Genomic DNA, 16,183 nt, shown 5'->3' with positions numbered 1-16,183 from the left:
TAGATTGCGATGAGATGCAGCTGATTTCCTTCTATGACTCCGACCCGATCAAGGCCAAGGGCGCGTCTGTGGTGCAACTGCCACTGGAGCGCGCAGACGAGTTCACGTTCGGCAACGAACCGACGATCGCCAAAGTCGTGTACGTCCGTCACCCACGGATCGAGTCACGAGTCGTCCCCTACGGGCAGTACGACAGTCTCGTGATGACGGACAAGTTCAACGAGGCCCTGCGGATCGTCCAGACGCTCGGCGCGCACACCGTGGTCACCCGAAGCTTCCGCGGAGACCTGTCCCGCCTAGCACTGAAGGGAAAGTTGCCGCAGGGTTCGGCATCAACGGAGTTCTCGAAGTCGACCCGGGAAGAGATCGCCTTCGAACAGCTCGGCACGGGTGGAGCTCCGATGGATCCGGGCGACAGCGTCTACCCTCACGAGGCCGGGTTCGAGGCGGCCCGACGCGCGGTTCTGCTCAACGGCGCTCGGCACGTTGCGATCAACATCGAGAGCCAGTCCGCCTTCCGAGTGGACTCAGACATCGCAACCCTGCTGAGGAAGGCCGGCTTCTCGCTCGGCGCGACGGCGGAACGAGCTCAAGTACGGCTGCTCCGACTCGACGCCTACTTCCCCGAGAAGGGCAAGCTGCACGTACCCGATGAACAGCAGCTCATGCCCTTGGTCGAGCCGAGGCCCCCGCTGGACCCTGACGGGCCAGCGGCCCCGGGCCGTCGGGCTTGGCGCGGTAGAGAGCCACGCTGACAGCAGATCAGCGCATGTCTCGTCCTGCTGGCAGGTGAGTGCCGGCGCGGTGAGCTCGAGACGAGTAACCAAACCCCTGTCGGTGCTTGGCGATAGAACCGTTGCAAGGGCGCAACCACAGCTCCGGAAGCCGCTCGAGCGTTCGGGCAACGGCGTCGACTCGCTTCATTGAGAGGGGCAATGATGAGACACCGACAGGAAGAGCTTCCGTGGAACTCGACCATCACGGCCGAGGACCTCACCAAGTTCGCCGTCTTACACGAGGCAACAGCGGAGCGCGTCTTCCGCCTGCCCTACGACGGGGCCAACCAGCCGGTCCCTGGGAGTTCGTCGAACATCACGGTGAAGGAATGGGTCCGGCGAGGCGCAGTCCATTGCTTGGTTGAGGGCTGCGGCCCTTTCCAGACGGTCCGACGCAACTCCACCAAGCACGATTGCTTCGCGCACGCGCGAGGTGGCCAAGCCCACGGTCACCCAGCCTTGGAATCCGCCGCGCACCGAGCGGGTAAGGCGGGGCTCGCCGCATGGCTCACCAGCGAACTTGGTGACGAGTTGCGGAGCATCGTCGTGGACGAGGAGCAAGTCCAGGTAGACGGCGAGCGCCGAACACCGGACGTCCTTGCCACCCTCGCAGACGGTCGGCGCATCGTCATCGAGTTCCAGCATTCTCCGGGGAGTCCCAAGGATGTCGAGCAGCGAACGCGCTTCTATCGGCGGCAGGGCTACGCGCTCTGGTGGTTCTGGGGGCCATCCTCAGGAAATTTCCGACGCTATTCCGCGCCGACCGCTGGACACCGATGGCCAACCACAGAGCGAATCGACGCTCAGGAAGCCCTCGCCAGGGCCGACGTGATCTTTCATTGGTTCGACCCAACTCGCGCTCTGGTTGGGACCCCCTTCCACATCGCCAAGAGGCTCCCGCAACGGACCGATGAAGAGTGGACACAGCTCGACCCACCCGAACTCCGTCGCTGGTACGAGGGACAGCGCGGTCACCAGCCCGCCATGCTCGTCGACACTGCTCCCCTAGAGAGGTGTTCAGTTGACTTGCGCGCCGAAGTGCCAGTGTTCCTAACACCTGCCATTCGGAGAATTCGCGAAGGTAGGCGCCAGGAGGACATCCTGAGGGCTGCCGCCAGAGCCCGGCGCCGACGTTCCCAAGTTCGTGCGGCAAGTCGCCCGGCCAGCGCCCCTCGCATTGATACTTGCGCGCCTTTGGCGCTGACGAAGGCCGAGGCATCATCCACCGAGTGGAGCGTGGGCGCGCTGCCTCAGTCACCGTCACCCCTCCTCCCGGGCCCTTTGACCGATACGCATGTGGAGCGACCGTCACCTCTCGGAAGGACGCCTGCTCCCGAACCGCAGAGCTCGGAACGAATCCAAGAACTCCCGCCTGGCGGCTCACCCTCACTTGTGGAGCCAACTTCCTCGTCTTTGGCCCCGGGGCAGACCTCGCCAACGCCCTCAGGCCTTGGGCCAGCCAGAACGTCGTCGCCCGGGAGCCTTCAAGCCACTCCCATTGAAGGGGGCACTCTTCCCCAGAAGAACCGCCAGCGATGGCATCGCCGACTTCTGGCCTATTTCGGGATTGGTGGCATGTGACTTTGACCAGCGCTGGGCGGGTAGTCGCGATGCGTGAGAGCGGCCCCAGGCGGGTGGCGGGGCCCACCTGCGGCCCGCCACGAGCAGATCGGCGAGGAGCTCGACATCGTCGACGACGACCCGGCCTGGACCCGATCGAGCAGTGCATCGATCGGGTCTACGACGAGGCCGACGTCCAGGACCTGCTCGAGTACCTCGTCGCACTACAGGGCCTCAGCACCCGCGCGGTCACCGTGCTCCAGCTGCGCCACGGGCTCACCGGCCAGCCGCCGATGACGCTCGACGAGATCGGCAAGCGCTTCGGCGTCACCCGCGAGCGGATCCGTCAGATCGAGAAGAAGGCACTCGATGCCCTTCGGGAGCGCGGCGAGACACATTGACCAACCAACTTGACCAACCTACCGTTGACGGTATGGAGGTCACGGTGCACGAGGCCAAGACCCACCTCTCGCGACTGCTGCGGAGGGTGGAGGCCGGCGAGACGATCGTCATCCGGCGGGGCGCCCATCGGGTCGCGATCCTCAGCCCTGCGCCCGTGGTCACCGAGCAGCGCATGATCTGGGGTGACCTCGCCGGCTCCTTGCCCGACGACTTCGACGCGCCCCTGGCCGACTTCGCCGACTACTCATGACGCGATATCTGCTCGACACCAATGTCGTGGTCCGCCTGCTCCTCGGCAACCGCGACTCCATCTCGCCCGAGGCAACGGAACTCATCAGCGACCCAGGCAACGAACCACTGCTGAGCGCTGCCGCCGTGTGGGAGATCGCGATCAAGCGGTCCCTCGGCAAGCTCAGCCTCCACCCCAGCTGGCGCGAGGTGCTTACCGGGCTCGACCTGGTGGCGCTCCCGATCACTGCCGAGCACGCCGCCTGCGTCCAGGACCTCCCGTGGCACCACCGCGACCCCTTCGACAGGCTTTTGGTCGCACAGGCCCTCTGCGAGGACGCGATCATCGTCACGAGCGACCAGCAGATCGACGCCTACGACATGGCCGCGCTCCGGGCCTGAGCATGGCACGTGTCGAGCGGTCCCTTCACGTGCCGATCGCCCAACGCATCGAGCACCACCGAAACGCCATTCGACACATCGTCGCCCAGCACCACGCGCTGAACCCTCGGGTCATCGGATCCGTCGCCCGTGGACACGCGGCGCCCGCATCAGACCTCGACATCCTCGTCGATTTCGACGCCGATGCCTCCGTGCTCGACGAGGTCGGCCTTCGACTCGCACTCAGCGATCTCTTGCAGGTCAACGTCGACGTCGTCGCAGCCGACACAATGCGAGGCGCACTCCGTGAGCGCGTCCTCGGCGAAGCCGTCCCGGTGTGACGAGCGGCGGTCTGGAACTCGGCCCGGAACAGATCCGGCCCACCCTCGCACGGGACGATTCCTCCCTTCGAGACGGCCGCGGACGGCCTCCTCAGGGAGCGAAGGGGCCACGGCCGCGGACGGCGTCCTCACGAAGCGGACGAACGCCGCTCCGCCAGCCTCTCAAGCAACCGCTCCTCCGCATCCTCACCGGGCGCCACTCCCCCAGGCACCCGCACGAGGAAAACCACCCCGAGCAGCCACCACAGGCCGAGGATCACGTAGGGCTGCACGTCGAGCATCGCGGGCATCCCGGGGACGTAGAGCGCGAGCAGGCAGGCGGTGGTGATGACGGCTGCGACGCCCACGGCGATGCCGCCGGCGGCCGAACGGCCACCGACGCGCAGCGGGCGGTCCATCTCGGGCTCACGGCGACGCAGCACGATGAAGACGGCGGACACGAGCAGATAGGTGATGACGATCGACACCGAGCTCGAGTCGACGAGCCAGCCCATCATCACCTCGCCGAAGAAGGGCGCGACCGCGCAGATGGCGCCGATGAAGAGCAGGGCGTTGACCGGGGTCTTGTGCTGCGGGTGCAGCTTGGCGAACCACGCCGGCAGCATCCCCGAGTTGGCCATGGCCCACATGAGTCGGGAGGCGCCGATGAGGAAGGCGTTCCACGAGGTGAGCAGGCCGGCGAGCCCGCCAGCGACCACGAGGTTGCCCCAGAACTCACCGGACAGCGCCGCCATCGCCTCCGCGGTGACGAGGTCGAAGTCCTGCATCTCCGACGCCGGCAGCGCCAGACCGGTCGTGACGATGATGGCGACGTAGAAGGCCGTCGCCATGGCCACCGAGACGATGACGAGGCGACCGACCTTGTGCGGCGGGACCTTGACCTCTTCGGCCGACTGCGGGATGACATCGAAGCCGACGAAGAAGAAGGGCACGACGACCAGGACCGCGAGCAGCCCGGCGCTGTCGGTGAAGAGCGGCTCGGCATTGCTCGTGTCGCCCTCGAAGAGCGAGAGGCCGACGAGGGCGAAGGCCATGACGACGAGGAAGATGATCACCGAGCTCTGCAGCAGACTCGCCGCCTTGATGCCGCGGATGTTCAGCGCCGTCAGCACGATGCTCGTGATCGTCCCGATGAGCGCCCACACGAGGTAGACCTGCGAGTCGGCGACGCTCCACAGCGGGATCGAGTAGACGTCGGGGACGATGTAGGCGACCGTCCGCGGGATCGCCACCGCCTCGAAGGCCGCGACACTGATGTAGCCGCCGATGATGCCCCACGAGCCGATGAAGGCCGGCCGCGGACCGAAGCCGCGCATGAGGTAGTTGTGCTCGCCGCCCGCGAGCGGCATCGCCGCGACGAGCTCGGCGTAGACGAGGCCGACGAGCCCCATGATCGCGCCACCGATGACGAAGGCGATCGCGGCGCCGAGCATGCCGGCGTCGTTGAGCCAGGTGCTCGTCGAGGTGATCCACCCGAAGCCGATCATCGCGCCGAAGCCGATGAAGAAGATCTCGATGCGCCCGAGCGAGCGCTTGAACCTCTCGCTGCCGTGCGTGCTGGTGTCGGTCCGGGTGCTCACGATCGCGCCTCCTGCGTCGTCGGAAGAGGTGGACTGCCCAGCATGGCAGCGACGGGGGTCAGGGCGCGCTGACCGCCACGCCGATGAGCGCTCCGTCGACGATTCAGGCAACAGGTCGGGTGGATCGCAGCAGCACGACGCCGCCGGAGAAGGACCGGGTCTCGAGCAGCGCGACGAGAGAAGATGGGCCCATGGGCATGGACATCACCAACGACACCGACCCGGACGAGGGACCTCTCGCGGCGAGGATCGACCAGGTCCGCAACATCGTGCGGGCCTACATCGACACCCCCAGCCGCCAGCACGCGATCACCGACGTGGACGACCTCTACGACGAGCAGACCGGACTGCCCCGATGATCTTCACCTCGCGCTGAGTTCGGCGGTGTCGAGCTACGCAGGCGCCTGCGAGGCGTGCACCGCCGTGTGCATCCACGCCGCCCGCCACCCCAGCGTGCGTCAGGTGGCCGAGGCCGACTGGGTGCAGATCCGCCACTGCAGCCAATGCGGGGCCTGGTGGGACCTGCAGCCCGCCAACCGGCCCGCCGTCATCACGCGCGACGAGGCCGCGCGCCGCGTGCCCGACGCGGACGGCTGGACGGTCGTCGGTCCTCTGCTCCAGCCCCACGACCCCGGCGCCCTCCTCGTCGACGTCCAGCGTGTCGACGCCCGCCCTGGTGATCTGGTCGACCTGCACCGTCAGGTCGAGCTGGCAGGCGACGCCACGCTGCGTGACGTGACCGTCACGGTGGTGGAGCCCTTCGTGTGGAGCGCACCGCGCACGACGTGGCTGGTCCGCGGCCGGTCCGAAGGGGGCACATGGATGCCCCTTGCCGAGGTGGTCACCGCAGGACCACCGGAGACGCACGGCACCCGGATGCTGCTGGCGGACAGCCCTGCACGTGAGTTCGCGGGCGGGGCCCGGCTGGACATCTCCTGCCTGACGCCGCGTTGACCGACGCCTACTTCCCGGCGAAGACCGCCTTGGCCACCAGGGTCTCCACCGGCTTGCCCTTGTTGGTCGAGCGCTCCACGGTCCACGCCTGCTCGCCGTCGTCGAAGGTGTCGGCGATCTTCTCCTTCGTCAGCAGCTCGGAGTCGTCGGAGCAGCCGTACCAGCTGAACATGTTGTCCCAGTGCTGCGCCTGGTCGTGGCTGAGCACCCCGCATGTCGTGCCGTCGGCGAGCTCGACGTAGAGCGGGATCGCGTCGGCCTCGCGCTCGGTGACCTTGGAGGGGTCGATCGGCTCGTGCGGGAAGTGGATCGCGATGCCGTCCTGACCGTTGGCGATGCACGTGGCCGTCTCGCCGCTCTCGTCGTCGAGGCAGGCGAGGGCGCTCGCCGCCGTCGCCCCGCACGTGTAGACGTCGTCCTGCGTCGAGAACTGCGACTGGTAAGCCGACCCGCCGCACACGTCCTCGTCGACCTCCTCGACCTTCCAGGAGTCGTCGACCCAGACGTTGACGACCTGGGTCGCCGGCGCTGCGTCGCCACCGCCGTCCTCCGTCTCGCTCGCCGTCGTGCTGGAGCTGGGAGGCGCGGTCGTGGTGGAAGCAGGCGAGGAGCTCGACGGCTCCGTGGTCGACGACGCGGCGTCGCTCTCGCCCCCTTCGGTCGTACTCGTCCGGCTCGTCTCCTTCACCGACGGCGGGTCGCCCGAGTCCTCCCCTGACCCGCAGGCGCTAGTGCCGATCAGCAGCAGCGCGGCGGCACAGGACGTGATGGCGGTGCGGTACATGGCGATTCCCCCTTCGTCGCGACCCCCTGTCGCGTCGCCTACATGACACCGCGCCGAAGGGAGGTCCGCAACCGCGACGCTCCCTGAGGAGCGAGGCCGCCCACGGCCGAACGTCTCGAAGGGCGTGGGGAATTACTTGCCCCGACAACCAGTTGCACCGGACATGCACGCCTTCGGATTCTTGAGCTTCGGGCACTACGGCCACGGCAGCGGGCCTGGTGACCCCGACGCGGGGCAGGCCCTGCGCGACGCCGTCGAGATCGGGGTCGGGGCGGACGAGATCGGCGTCAACGGCGCCTACTTCCGCGTCCACCACTTCGCCCGGCAGGGCGCGGCGCCCATGCCGGTCCTCTCGGCGATCGCGGCCCGGACCAAGCACATCGAGGTCGGCACCGGCGTCATCGACATGCGCTACGAGACCCCGCTGCAGCTGGCCGAGGAGGCTGCGGCTCTCGACCTGATCTCCGAAGGGAGGGTCGCGCTCGGCGTGAGCAGGGGGTCACCGGAGCCGGCCCTGCGTGGGTGGGAAGCCTTCGGCCACACCGGTGCTCGCGATCCGCGGGGCGCCGACGTCGCCCGCGAGCACTTCGACACCTTCATGTCCGCGATCCGCGGGGATCAGGTCGTCGACGCCGACCCGACGCAGGGCCCCACCGGCCGGCTGCGGGTCGAGCCGCACTCCCCCGGCCTCGACCGCCGCATCTGGTGGGGCGCCGGCAGTCGCGAGACGGCCGAGTGGACCGCCCGTCAGGGGGTCAACCTCATGAGCTCGACGCTCCTCACCGAGGCCACCGGCGCCTCCTTCGGCGAGCTCCAGCGTGAGCAGATCGACCTCTACCGCGCTGCGTGGCGCGAGGCGGGCCACGGCTGGTCGCCGCGAGTCTCGGTCTCCCGCAGCATCTTCCCGATCGTCAGCGACCTCGACCGGCACTTCTTCGGCCTGCAGGGCCAGGGCAGCGACCAGGTCGGCATCATCGACGGCTTCCGCTCGACCTTCGGCAAGACCTATGCAGCCGAGCCCGACCAGCTCGTCGAGCAGCTCAAGGCCGACCCTGCCATCGAGGCCGCCGACACCGTCATGCTCACCATCCCGAGCCAGCTGGGCGTCGACTACAACCTGCACATCCTCGAGGCCTTCGCCCAGCACGTCGCCCCCGAGCTCGGGTGGCGCCGCAACAGCGACGGCCCCGTCGCGCCCATCCCCGCCCGAAACCCCAACAGATAGGAACACCATGAGCACCATCGTCATCTTCGGCGGCACCGGATACGCCGGCGGCAACATCGCCCGCGAAGCCGTCTCCCGCGGCCACCAGGTCATCTCCTACAGCCGCACCGCCCCGGCCGAGCAGGCCGAAGGCGTGGAGTACCGCACCGGCTCGCTCACCGACGACACCGTCCTCACGCAAGCCGCGATCGACGCGGACGACCTCGTCGTCGCGACGCACGGCGCCGACGTGGGCGGTTCCCCACTCATCGACCACGTCGGCCGCCTCACCTCCGCGGCCATCGAGCACGGCGCGCGCCTGTCCTTCGTCGGCGGCGCCGGGTCCCTCCACGTGGCGAAGGGCGGCCCCCGCCTCATCGACACCCCGGACTTCCACGAGGACTGGAAGCCCGAGGCCCTCTCCCACGCCAAGGTGCTCGACGCCCTGCGCGAGGGCCCCGCCGAGCTCGACTGGTTCTACGTCTCCCCCGCTGCCCTCTTCGGTTCCTTCGCTCCTGGCGAGACCACCGGCAGCTACCAGCTCGGTGGCGACGAGCTCGTGACCGACGCCGAGGGCAACTCGGAGATCTCCGGGACCGACTTCGCCCTGGCCTACGTCGACGAGATCGAGCAGCGCAAGCACCCGCGCCAGCGCTTCACCGTCGCCCACTGACGCGGCGTCGGCCGGCGCGCGGTCCGCATGGCGGGACGAGTTCGGGCCCTAAGGTCAAGATCCGGTGACGAGATCGCCGACTCGCCACTCTGGATCGCCGGATCGTGCCATCGATGCAACCGTGGATGACATGAACCTCACGACAGGCCTTCTGACGGGAGCGGCGACGATCTCGGTCGCGGCCCTCCCCTTCGTCATGGCCTGGGTCGAGCAGACCCTCATGACCAACTCGCGCGTCAAGCAGCCGCCGAACTGACCCACGACTCCCTTCGCCCCGCCGGCCCACCGGCGGGGCGATGAGTCGTCGGCGGTGTTGACGCGCGGGGTGCTCCGAGGCCCCTCAGAACCGCGCCCTGTCGGGCCAGATCGGCGACCACGCCGTTGCTCCGTACGACGGTCCAGGCCGGGCCTGTGGATCGTCGAGATGCGGCTTCCCCGCAATTCACTACGGTGGATGCAGTTCGGGGGCGGGCTCTGCCCCACATGCGACGAAGGGGAGAACCCGTGCAGTCCACGCGAGGTGCAGCGATCCTTGCTGCCGTGGCGGTCCTGACCGGCGGCCTGGCCGCCTGTGGTGACGACAGCGAGCCCGAGGAGTCGACGACCACCGCCTCCCCCATCGACCCAAGCAAGTCGTCGTCCACGTCTTCGGATTCGAGTTCCTCGTCCGAGTCCAGCTCGGAGCCGAGCACCTCGTCGACCTCGGGCGAGGGGAAGGTCGCGGAGCTGCCCGAAGAGGCGAAGGCTCAGACGAAGGAAGGCGCGATCGCCTTCAACGAGTGGTACCAGATGCAGATGGGTGAGGCTCTCAAGACGGCCGACTCCGCGACGCTCCGCGCATACTCCGAAGGCTGTGCAGTCTGCGACGGGTTGGGTGACGTCGCCGATGACTTCAATCAGCGAGATGTGCGTGCCAGTAAGAATCCGTACGCCGTTGCCGAAGGCACCACGATTCGTAAGCGCGACGACGGCGGCTACCGGGTCGAGATGGACGTGAAGAACTCCAGCTACCGCGAGGTTGGCGCCGACGGAGCCAAGGGACCCGAGATCCAACCGGTCTCCATGACCATCGTGAGCAATACCCAGTGGACGAGCAACGGCTGGCAGATCCGCGCTCTTGTGAGGGTGGAGTGATGCGCGCGTTCTTGGCTATCGCCTTGTTCATGGCCACGCTCCTCATCACCCCAACAGCCCAGGGCGAGCCGACCGACCCTCCTCAACCACCCCCGCCATCTACCGCCCCCGCAACTCCACCCCCGGGGACGACAGGGCCATCCGCGGGCGCGAACAATCACTCGGCAACGGTCTACGACGAAACCGGGAGTGACCTCTCACCACAGCGAGGCCGTGACCGGGCCCCTTCCCCAGCCGGCGCGCCCCGCGGCCCGTCGAACCCCGACGGAGGCGAGAACGCCCCCAAGATCAAGAACGCCCCGAAGAAGGTCAACGTCCAGATCAACAGCGAACCGTGCACCGACTTCGGAGTTGAGCAGTGCTCACAAAGCCGCGCGGCCTGTGATGCCGACGCAGGTGGGACCAATTACCAGTCGCCCACGATCACGTGGATCAAGATCGACAACGGCCCGTGGACCTACCACGGCCTGACGTGCGGCCCCCCGACCAGCATCACCCTTCCCGGAGTGGAGGGCACGGTCCAGGTCCAGCAGCCACCGGTCCCGACCTTCGCCCAGATCCAGACCGCCTTCCGCGAGCTGCCCTTCAGCAAGCCCAGCGTCACGGTCCAGCCCAAGGGCAACAAGACGCTCAAGGGGCTCAAGACCTTCTACGCAGCGCAGTGGCCCGACGACTCGGGCCTCGAGCCCGGCGAGGTCAGCGACAAGATCAAGCTGCTGTCGTGGACCGTCGAGTTCAAGGTCGCGGCGAAGGAGTACCGCTACGACTACGGCGACGGCACCACCTCCGGCTGGACCACGAGCATGGGCGGGACCTACCCCGACGGCGACGTCGTGCACACCTACAAGGACACCGGCACCCGGCAGATCAAGGTCGACGCCCGCCTCACCGGCCAGTACCGCGTCAACGGCGGTCAGTGGCAGGACATCGCCACCGTCGCCGACCTGCAGGACGAGCCCGTCGACACCCTCGAAGTCCTCGGCACCCGCACCCGCCTGACCCGCTGAGTCGCCGGCCACCGACGGGGCGAAGAGTCGTCGGCGGGTGCTGGTGGATGCGAACCACGAGAGGCCGGCCGCAACCAGACGATCCACAGGCCGGCGGGACCGTCGTACGGAGCAACGGCGTAGTCGCCGATCTGGCCCGCTAGACGGTATGGGTGACCACTCGGGCTGACCGAGGGGTTGCGGGCCGGGGCCTCTCTCACACATGTTCGTGGGTTACCGAGTAGGGGCTGCCTGCTCGGCCTGTCCGACAGTTGTGGGAGGCCCCGGTGTTTACCGAGCGTACGAGTGTTGGGCTCGACGTGCATGCACGATCTGTTGCTGCGGCGGCGATCGATGGTGTCACGGGCGAGCTGTTCCAATCGAAGCTGACTCCGTCTCACGAGCACGTCGTGTCCTGGGTCCAAGCCTTGCCGGGACCAGTGGCGGTGACCTACGAGGCCGGGCCGACCGGATTCGGCCTGTACCGACATCTGGCCGCGGCGGGGATCCGGTGCGAGGTCGCCGCGCCGAGCAAGCTGCAAAAGCCCTCCGGTGATCGGGTCAAGACCGACGCCAAGGACGCGATCCACTTGGCTCGGCTGCTGCGCCTGGACGAAGTCACCTCGGTCGCGATCCCGAGCGTGGACCAGGAGGCCGCCCGGGATCTGGTCCGTGCCCGTGAGGACTGCCGCGGTGACCTGATGCGCGCCCGGCACCGACTGTCGAAGTTGTTGCTGCGCCACGGGGTCGTCTACTACGGCGGTGCCGCGTGGACCGGCAAGCATGACGTGTGGTTGCGCCAAGAGGCACTGTCACAGTTGACCGGTCGTGCCACCCGGCTGGCCTTCGACTCCGATTACGAGGCCGTGCTGACGGTCCAGGCACGCCGCGACCGACTCAACGTCGCGATCGAGGAGATGGCCGCTGACGGCGAGTTCACCGACGTGGTCCACCGGCTCGGGTGCCTGCGCGGGGTGGGCACCCTGACCGGGTTCGCCTTGGCGGTCGAGGTCGGCGACTGGCACCGGTTCACCGGCAACAGCATCGGTTCCTTCGTCGGGCTCGTACCCAGCGAGTACTCCTCCGGCAGCTCGCGCGTGCAGGGATCGATCACCAAGACCGGCAACACCCATGTACGTCGACTGCTGGTCGAGGCCGCCTGGCACCACCGCCCCCGCTACCGGATCGGCAAGACCATGCGTGATCGGTGGGACCTGGCACCCGCTGCTGCCCGGTCCCGCGGGGACGCGGGCAACCGACGCCTGCACGAGCGGTGGGTGAGGTTCAACGAACGCAGGAAGAAGCCCACCGTCGCCAACATCGCCATCGCGCGTGAGCTCGCCGGCTGGTGCTGGTCCCTGGCCGTCCTCGAAGGAGCGTCCATGCCATAGGCCCCACGAACTGCTTCGTCGCCGCGCCGGTACTGGTGGCAGCGCGTGGAGCGACCCGCGAAACACCTATGAGCAGCCAGCCCAGACTGGCCACGCTCGTTGCTAGACACGCGGTCCAGCTCCTGCCGAAAGCACCGTCCTGCGGTAACCAACCCGCGAATATCAGTCTGACCGCGCGTCGGGAAACGACACGCTCGCCAGCACCACGACGACGAAGCATGAGGCGCCCGCCCCCTGATTCGGGGACGGGCGCCTCACCCTGCCTCTTGACAAGAAGTCGCTCCATATCAGGTGTACTCGGCCGCCACCTAGATTGGCTCCGGCCACAGCGCCAGCCGACGTCACCCCGCCACGAAGTCAGGCCACCCCGCGTCGAGGTAGTCGATGAAGGTGTCGCTCACCCGCTCGTCACGCAGGTGCTGCCGGCTCACCGGCAGCGCCGCCATCGCGAAGCTCGAGTCCTGCTCGATCCGCCGCGGCATGTCGTGGTGGACGATCGCGGCGCGTCCGAGGTCGACGAAGTCCGCCCCCTTCGCCAGGCACCAGCGCGCCTGCTGCGCGGAGCGGATCTTGCCCGCGACACCCAGCCGGGTCCGGCCCCGCTCGAGCCCGGTGAAGGCGTCGATGAGGAGGTCCTCCCCTTCGCCGACGGTCATGAAGGCGTCCCACAGCGACATGTCGACGTAGTCCACGAGGCCGGAGTCGAGGGTCCACTGCGCGACGGTGACGCCTTCGTCGAGGACGATCCCGTTGCCCTGCGGCGTCAGGCGGATACCGACCTGGAAGTCCGGACCGGTCCGCTCACGGATCCCGCGCAGCACCTCGAAGATCACCCGCGCCCGGTCCTCGAGCGACCCGCCGTAGCCGTCGGTGCGGTGGTTGTGCCGCCCGTCGAGGAACTGGCACAGGAGATAACCGTGCGCACCGTGGACCTCGACGCCGTCGAAGCCCGCACGCTGCGCGCGCTCCGCCCCGACGACGAAGTCCTCGACCGCCTGCTGCACCTCACCGGTACTCAGCGCCCGCACCCCGCGCTCGGGGTCCGCCCACGGCGCGACGTTGTCGACCCCGGTGACGCCCGGGTCGGAGCGCCGGCCGCCGTGGTGCAGCTGCACCGACGAGACGCTCCCCGCGGCGCGGATGCCGTCGGCGAGCCGGGTCAGCCCCTCGAGGTGGCGGTCGTCGCTGATGCCCAGCTGGCCACCCCACGCCTGCCCCGCGCGCGCCACATAGGTCGCGCACGTCATCGTCATGCCGAAGCCGCCCTCGGCCCGCGCCACCAGCCACCGGTACTCGTCGTCCGAGAGCGTCCCGTCCGCGTGGCTCTGCGTGTTGGTCAGCGGCGCCAGGGCGAGCCGGTTGGCCCACGCGGGCCCGTGGGTGAGGTCGAGGCGGTCGTGCAGGGAGGTCATGGCCCCATCGTCGCAAACGGGAGCGCCGGCCCTCAGGTCGAGTACCACCGCCGCGCACCGTCCGGCGCGACGTGCAGGGTCAGCCCACGCGGCCGACCGCGCCTCCCCAGGCGAAGGGGATAGACGGTTCCGGGCGGCGGGTGCGGGCCGGGAGCCCCCTTCGGGTACAGCGTGCGGTGGAAGGGCAGCCACCACCGCGACAGGTCCGCCACCGCATACGACGCCGCCGGCTGCGCCCCGCCGAGCACCGCATCGACGTCACGACGCAGGCGACGCTCCTGCCACAGCGCACCGGCCCCCAGCAGCACGAAGGCGAGCGCGATGCCGCCGACGAGCAGTCGCCACACCAGCGCGGACTCCGTGTAGGGCATGCCCGACGTCGACCAGATCTCGACGCGCTCACCGACGTCGAGCTCGCCACTCCCGCAACGGGTGATGGTCTCCTGACGGGAGGCGCCCCCTTCGTCCCAGGTGAGCGTGTAGTGGTGCTCGCGCTGCGCGCTCCGGCCGCACAGACCACCCGCGTCGACGCCGACGACCGTCGCCTGCCTGTGTGCGCTCTGCCCGAGGAAGTGCTCGCGGCGGTCCGGCGCGCCGAGGGCGACCGCGATCGTGCCGACGACGATCGCCACGAGCAGCGCCGCACCGCCGCGGAAGACCCACGCGGCGGTGCGTCGGTAGGAGCGGAGCGCGTGGACTTCGTCAGGAGGCACCCTCGATGACTACCACGCACCCCGCTCCCCTGTCCGGGTCAGACCCGCATCGCGCCGAAGACGTCGTACATGTAGTCGCTGCCCTGCTGGAGCGCCTCGACGTAGATCCGCTCGTTGTTGCCGTGCATGCCGATGAGCTGCTCGTTGCTCAGCACATAGGGGTAGACGCCGTAGCCCGGCACGCCCTTCTCCCGCCACGGGCCGAGGCTCGTGCCGGCCTCGAAGAGCGCCGGGGCGAAGGGGGTGCCCTCGTAGGTCTCCTCCGCGGCCGACTCGAGCGCCCGCCACAGGTCGGTGTCGATGTCGGCCGGCGGCGTCGCCCAGGTCGTGTCGAGCCGGGCCAGCGCCTGCTCCTCGCTCTCGCCGGGGTTGCCGGCGAGGACGACCTCGACCTCCTTGTCCGCGAGCAGCTTGCGCACCGCGGCGAGGAAGTCGCGCGGCTTCTCCCCACCGGGGATCCCGCGGCAGTTGACGCGCGTCGTCGCCTCCGACGGGATGACGTTTTCCTTGTACCCCGCCTCCTGGATGACGAAGGCGTGCGTCGTGCGCAGCAGCGCGCGGTGCAAATAGGGGTAGTCGGAGTGCTTGACGACGAGCGCGGCGGCCCGCTCGCGCGAGGGCTGGCTCTTCGCCTTGAGCATCAGGCGGATCACCTTGGCGAAGTCCCGGTTGGTCGTCGCGTCGGCGAGCGCCCGGAAGTACTCGCGCGTGACGTCGGTGAGCTCCACCCGCGCCTCCCACTCGCCGAGCGTCGTCAGCGCCCGCGACAGCGTGACGATCGCGGAGTCGTCGGGCATCGGCTTCGACGAGTGGGTGGCGGTGCCCTTCGCGACGATGTCGATGTTGAAGTAGACGTTGTCCTGCCGGGTGGCGGTGATGAGCATCGGCGTCGTCTTGTCGCTCTGCGCGAGGAACCAGCCGCCTTCTGTCAGAACGCAACCCGCGTCGATCTTGTCCCAGTGGTTCTCCGCGAGCCAGCCCGAGCCGTAGGAGCCGGCCTCCTCGTCGCAGTCGGTGAGCACGATGATGTCGCGGTCGAAGGTCGCGCCCTCGTCGAGGTGTCGGAGCAGGGCGCTGATCATCGCGGAGTTGGCGCCCTTCATGTCGAGCGCACCGCGACCATAGATCTCGCCGTCGACGACCTCGCCGGCGAAGGGGTCGACGTCCCAGTTTTCCTCCTCTACGGGCACGACGTCGGAGTGGCCGAGGATGAGCAGCGGCTTCTCGCTGCCCTGTCCGGGGATACGGGCGAGCAGGTGGACGTTGTCCGGCTGCGGGGTGTCGATGATCTCGGCCGTCACGCCGGCGCGCTCCCACACCGCCTTGAGCATCTCGGCGTGCGGCCGGGTCTTGCCACCCTGGCCGCTGTTCTGCGTGTCGAAGGACAGCATCCGCTTGAGCAGGTCGAGCGGGTCCATGTCCGCGGCCGGGATCGCCGCCCCCGACATGCCGGTCGAAGGGGGCGACGTGCGCTGGAAGGCCCCGGCGCCTCCCGCGGTGGCCACCCCCAGCACGGCGACGCCGACGCCACCGAGGAAGGCGCGGCGCGGCAGTCGGCCGGTCGTGGCGTGGTCGTCACCGGTAGGGCGGTCAGCGGTCCGGTCCGGGGTCTCGTCGGGCGTGGCGTGCATCTGCGGCTCCTTTGACGGTGGTCCGCGCAGGCT

Annotated in this window: 19 protein-coding genes; 14 read left to right on the top strand and 5 right to left on the bottom strand. The window is 68.8% G+C overall.

Annotated elements, in window-relative coordinates; all coding sequences use genetic code 11:
- Nucleotides 1-14: 14 nt before the first annotated feature.
- The 6 genes from ACQBJO_RS06765 (at nucleotide 15) to ACQBJO_RS06740 (ending at nucleotide 3,688) form a co-directional block, all read left to right on the top strand.
- On the top strand, nucleotides 15-755 hold the full coding sequence (locus ACQBJO_RS06765) for a hypothetical protein (RefSeq protein ID WP_421009204.1): 741 nt from the start codon (nucleotides 15-17) through the stop codon (nucleotides 753-755).
- A gap of 180 nt (nucleotides 756-935) precedes the next feature.
- The gene (locus tag ACQBJO_RS06760) at nucleotides 936-2,357 is read left to right on the top strand and encodes a competence protein CoiA family protein (protein ID WP_430407158.1); all 1,422 of its coding nucleotides are present in this window, start codon (nucleotides 936-938) and stop codon (nucleotides 2,355-2,357) included.
- A 29-nt stretch (nucleotides 2,358-2,386) separates the two neighbouring features.
- Nucleotides 2,387-2,737 (top strand): sigma factor-like helix-turn-helix DNA-binding protein, encoded by a 351-nt coding sequence (locus ACQBJO_RS06755; protein ID WP_421009206.1) that lies wholly within the window; start codon nucleotides 2,387-2,389, stop codon nucleotides 2,735-2,737.
- 32 nt (nucleotides 2,738-2,769) lie between these two features.
- Complete coding sequence (locus tag ACQBJO_RS06750) at nucleotides 2,770-2,988, top strand: type II toxin-antitoxin system Phd/YefM family antitoxin (protein ID WP_421009207.1); 219 nt, start codon at nucleotides 2,770-2,772, stop codon at nucleotides 2,986-2,988.
- Entirely contained in the window at nucleotides 2,985-3,368 is a 384-nt protein-coding gene (locus tag ACQBJO_RS06745; RefSeq protein WP_421009208.1) for a type II toxin-antitoxin system VapC family toxin, read from the top strand. Before ACQBJO_RS06750 ends, ACQBJO_RS06745 begins: the two co-directional genes overlap by 4 nt.
- 2 nt (nucleotides 3,369-3,370) lie before the next feature.
- A complete protein-coding gene (locus tag ACQBJO_RS06740) occupies nucleotides 3,371-3,688 on the top strand; it encodes a nucleotidyltransferase family protein (protein WP_421009209.1) in 318 nt (105 codons plus the stop codon).
- A 128-nt stretch (nucleotides 3,689-3,816) separates the two neighbouring features.
- Here the strand turns inward: ACQBJO_RS06740 and ACQBJO_RS06735 are convergent, their stop codons facing one another.
- Nucleotides 3,817-5,268 carry an APC family permease gene (locus tag ACQBJO_RS06735; RefSeq protein WP_421009210.1) on the bottom strand — a complete coding sequence of 484 codons (1,452 nt, stop codon included), beginning with the start codon at nucleotides 5,266-5,268 and terminating at the stop codon, nucleotides 3,817-3,819.
- A gap of 191 nt (nucleotides 5,269-5,459) precedes the next feature.
- Here ACQBJO_RS06735 and ACQBJO_RS06730 point away from each other — a divergent pair, with 191 nt between their 5' ends.
- Both ACQBJO_RS06730 and ACQBJO_RS06725 read left to right on the top strand, forming a co-directional pair.
- Nucleotides 5,460-5,627 (top strand): hypothetical protein, encoded by a 168-nt coding sequence (locus tag ACQBJO_RS06730; protein WP_421009211.1) that lies wholly within the window; start codon nucleotides 5,460-5,462, stop codon nucleotides 5,625-5,627.
- 25 nt (nucleotides 5,628-5,652) lie between these two features.
- Nucleotides 5,653-6,222: a hypothetical protein gene (locus ACQBJO_RS06725; protein WP_421009212.1), complete on the top strand. Its 570-nt coding sequence runs from the start codon at nucleotides 5,653-5,655 to the stop codon at nucleotides 6,220-6,222.
- 7 nt (nucleotides 6,223-6,229) lie between these two features.
- Here ACQBJO_RS06725 and ACQBJO_RS06720 read toward each other — a convergent pair whose 3' ends face one another.
- The gene (locus ACQBJO_RS06720) at nucleotides 6,230-7,006 is read right to left on the bottom strand and encodes a hypothetical protein (RefSeq protein WP_421009213.1); all 777 of its coding nucleotides are present in this window, start codon (nucleotides 7,004-7,006) and stop codon (nucleotides 6,230-6,232) included.
- A 163-nt stretch (nucleotides 7,007-7,169) separates the two neighbouring features.
- Here ACQBJO_RS06720 and ACQBJO_RS06715 point away from each other — a divergent pair, with 163 nt between their 5' ends.
- The 6 genes from ACQBJO_RS06715 (at nucleotide 7,170) to ACQBJO_RS06690 (ending at nucleotide 12,394) form a co-directional block, all read left to right on the top strand.
- Nucleotides 7,170-8,231 carry an LLM class flavin-dependent oxidoreductase gene (locus ACQBJO_RS06715; RefSeq protein WP_421009214.1) on the top strand — a complete coding sequence of 354 codons (1,062 nt, stop codon included), beginning with the start codon at nucleotides 7,170-7,172 and terminating at the stop codon, nucleotides 8,229-8,231.
- A 7-nt stretch (nucleotides 8,232-8,238) separates the two neighbouring features.
- On the top strand, nucleotides 8,239-8,883 hold the full coding sequence (locus ACQBJO_RS06710; protein WP_421009215.1) for an NAD(P)-dependent oxidoreductase: 645 nt from the start codon (nucleotides 8,239-8,241) through the stop codon (nucleotides 8,881-8,883).
- Between the two features lie 130 nt (nucleotides 8,884-9,013).
- Entirely contained in the window at nucleotides 9,014-9,139 is a 126-nt protein-coding gene (locus ACQBJO_RS06705; RefSeq protein ID WP_255185978.1) for a hypothetical protein, read from the top strand.
- A 284-nt stretch (nucleotides 9,140-9,423) separates the two neighbouring features.
- Entirely contained in the window at nucleotides 9,424-10,017 is a 594-nt protein-coding gene (locus tag ACQBJO_RS06700; RefSeq protein ID WP_421009216.1) for a hypothetical protein, read from the top strand.
- A gap of 506 nt (nucleotides 10,018-10,523) precedes the next feature.
- Nucleotides 10,524-11,024: a hypothetical protein gene (locus tag ACQBJO_RS06695; protein WP_421009217.1), complete on the top strand. Its 501-nt coding sequence runs from the start codon at nucleotides 10,524-10,526 to the stop codon at nucleotides 11,022-11,024.
- A 266-nt stretch (nucleotides 11,025-11,290) separates the two neighbouring features.
- Entirely contained in the window at nucleotides 11,291-12,394 is a 1,104-nt protein-coding gene (locus ACQBJO_RS06690; protein WP_421006698.1) for an IS110 family transposase, read from the top strand.
- A gap of 341 nt (nucleotides 12,395-12,735) precedes the next feature.
- Here ACQBJO_RS06690 and ACQBJO_RS06685 read toward each other — a convergent pair whose 3' ends face one another.
- From ACQBJO_RS06685 to ACQBJO_RS06675, 3 genes are read right to left on the bottom strand one after another with little or no spacing between them, the layout of a single operon-like run.
- Nucleotides 12,736-13,806 (bottom strand): NADH:flavin oxidoreductase, encoded by a 1,071-nt coding sequence (locus ACQBJO_RS06685; protein ID WP_421006699.1) that lies wholly within the window; start codon nucleotides 13,804-13,806, stop codon nucleotides 12,736-12,738.
- A gap of 32 nt (nucleotides 13,807-13,838) precedes the next feature.
- Nucleotides 13,839-14,519, bottom strand: coding sequence for a hypothetical protein (locus tag ACQBJO_RS06680; RefSeq protein ID WP_421006700.1), 681 nt, complete (start codon nucleotides 14,517-14,519; stop codon nucleotides 13,839-13,841).
- A gap of 38 nt (nucleotides 14,520-14,557) precedes the next feature.
- Entirely contained in the window at nucleotides 14,558-16,150 is a 1,593-nt protein-coding gene (locus ACQBJO_RS06675; protein WP_421006701.1) for a M20/M25/M40 family metallo-hydrolase, read from the bottom strand.
- Nucleotides 16,151-16,183 lie beyond the last annotated feature (33 nt).

The sequence above is a fragment of the Janibacter zhangyanbonis genome, from assembly GCF_050507325.1.
Classification (GTDB): Bacteria; Actinomycetota; Actinomycetes; order Actinomycetales; family Dermatophilaceae; genus Janibacter.
This window is presented reverse-complemented; position numbering and strand designations above follow the sequence as displayed.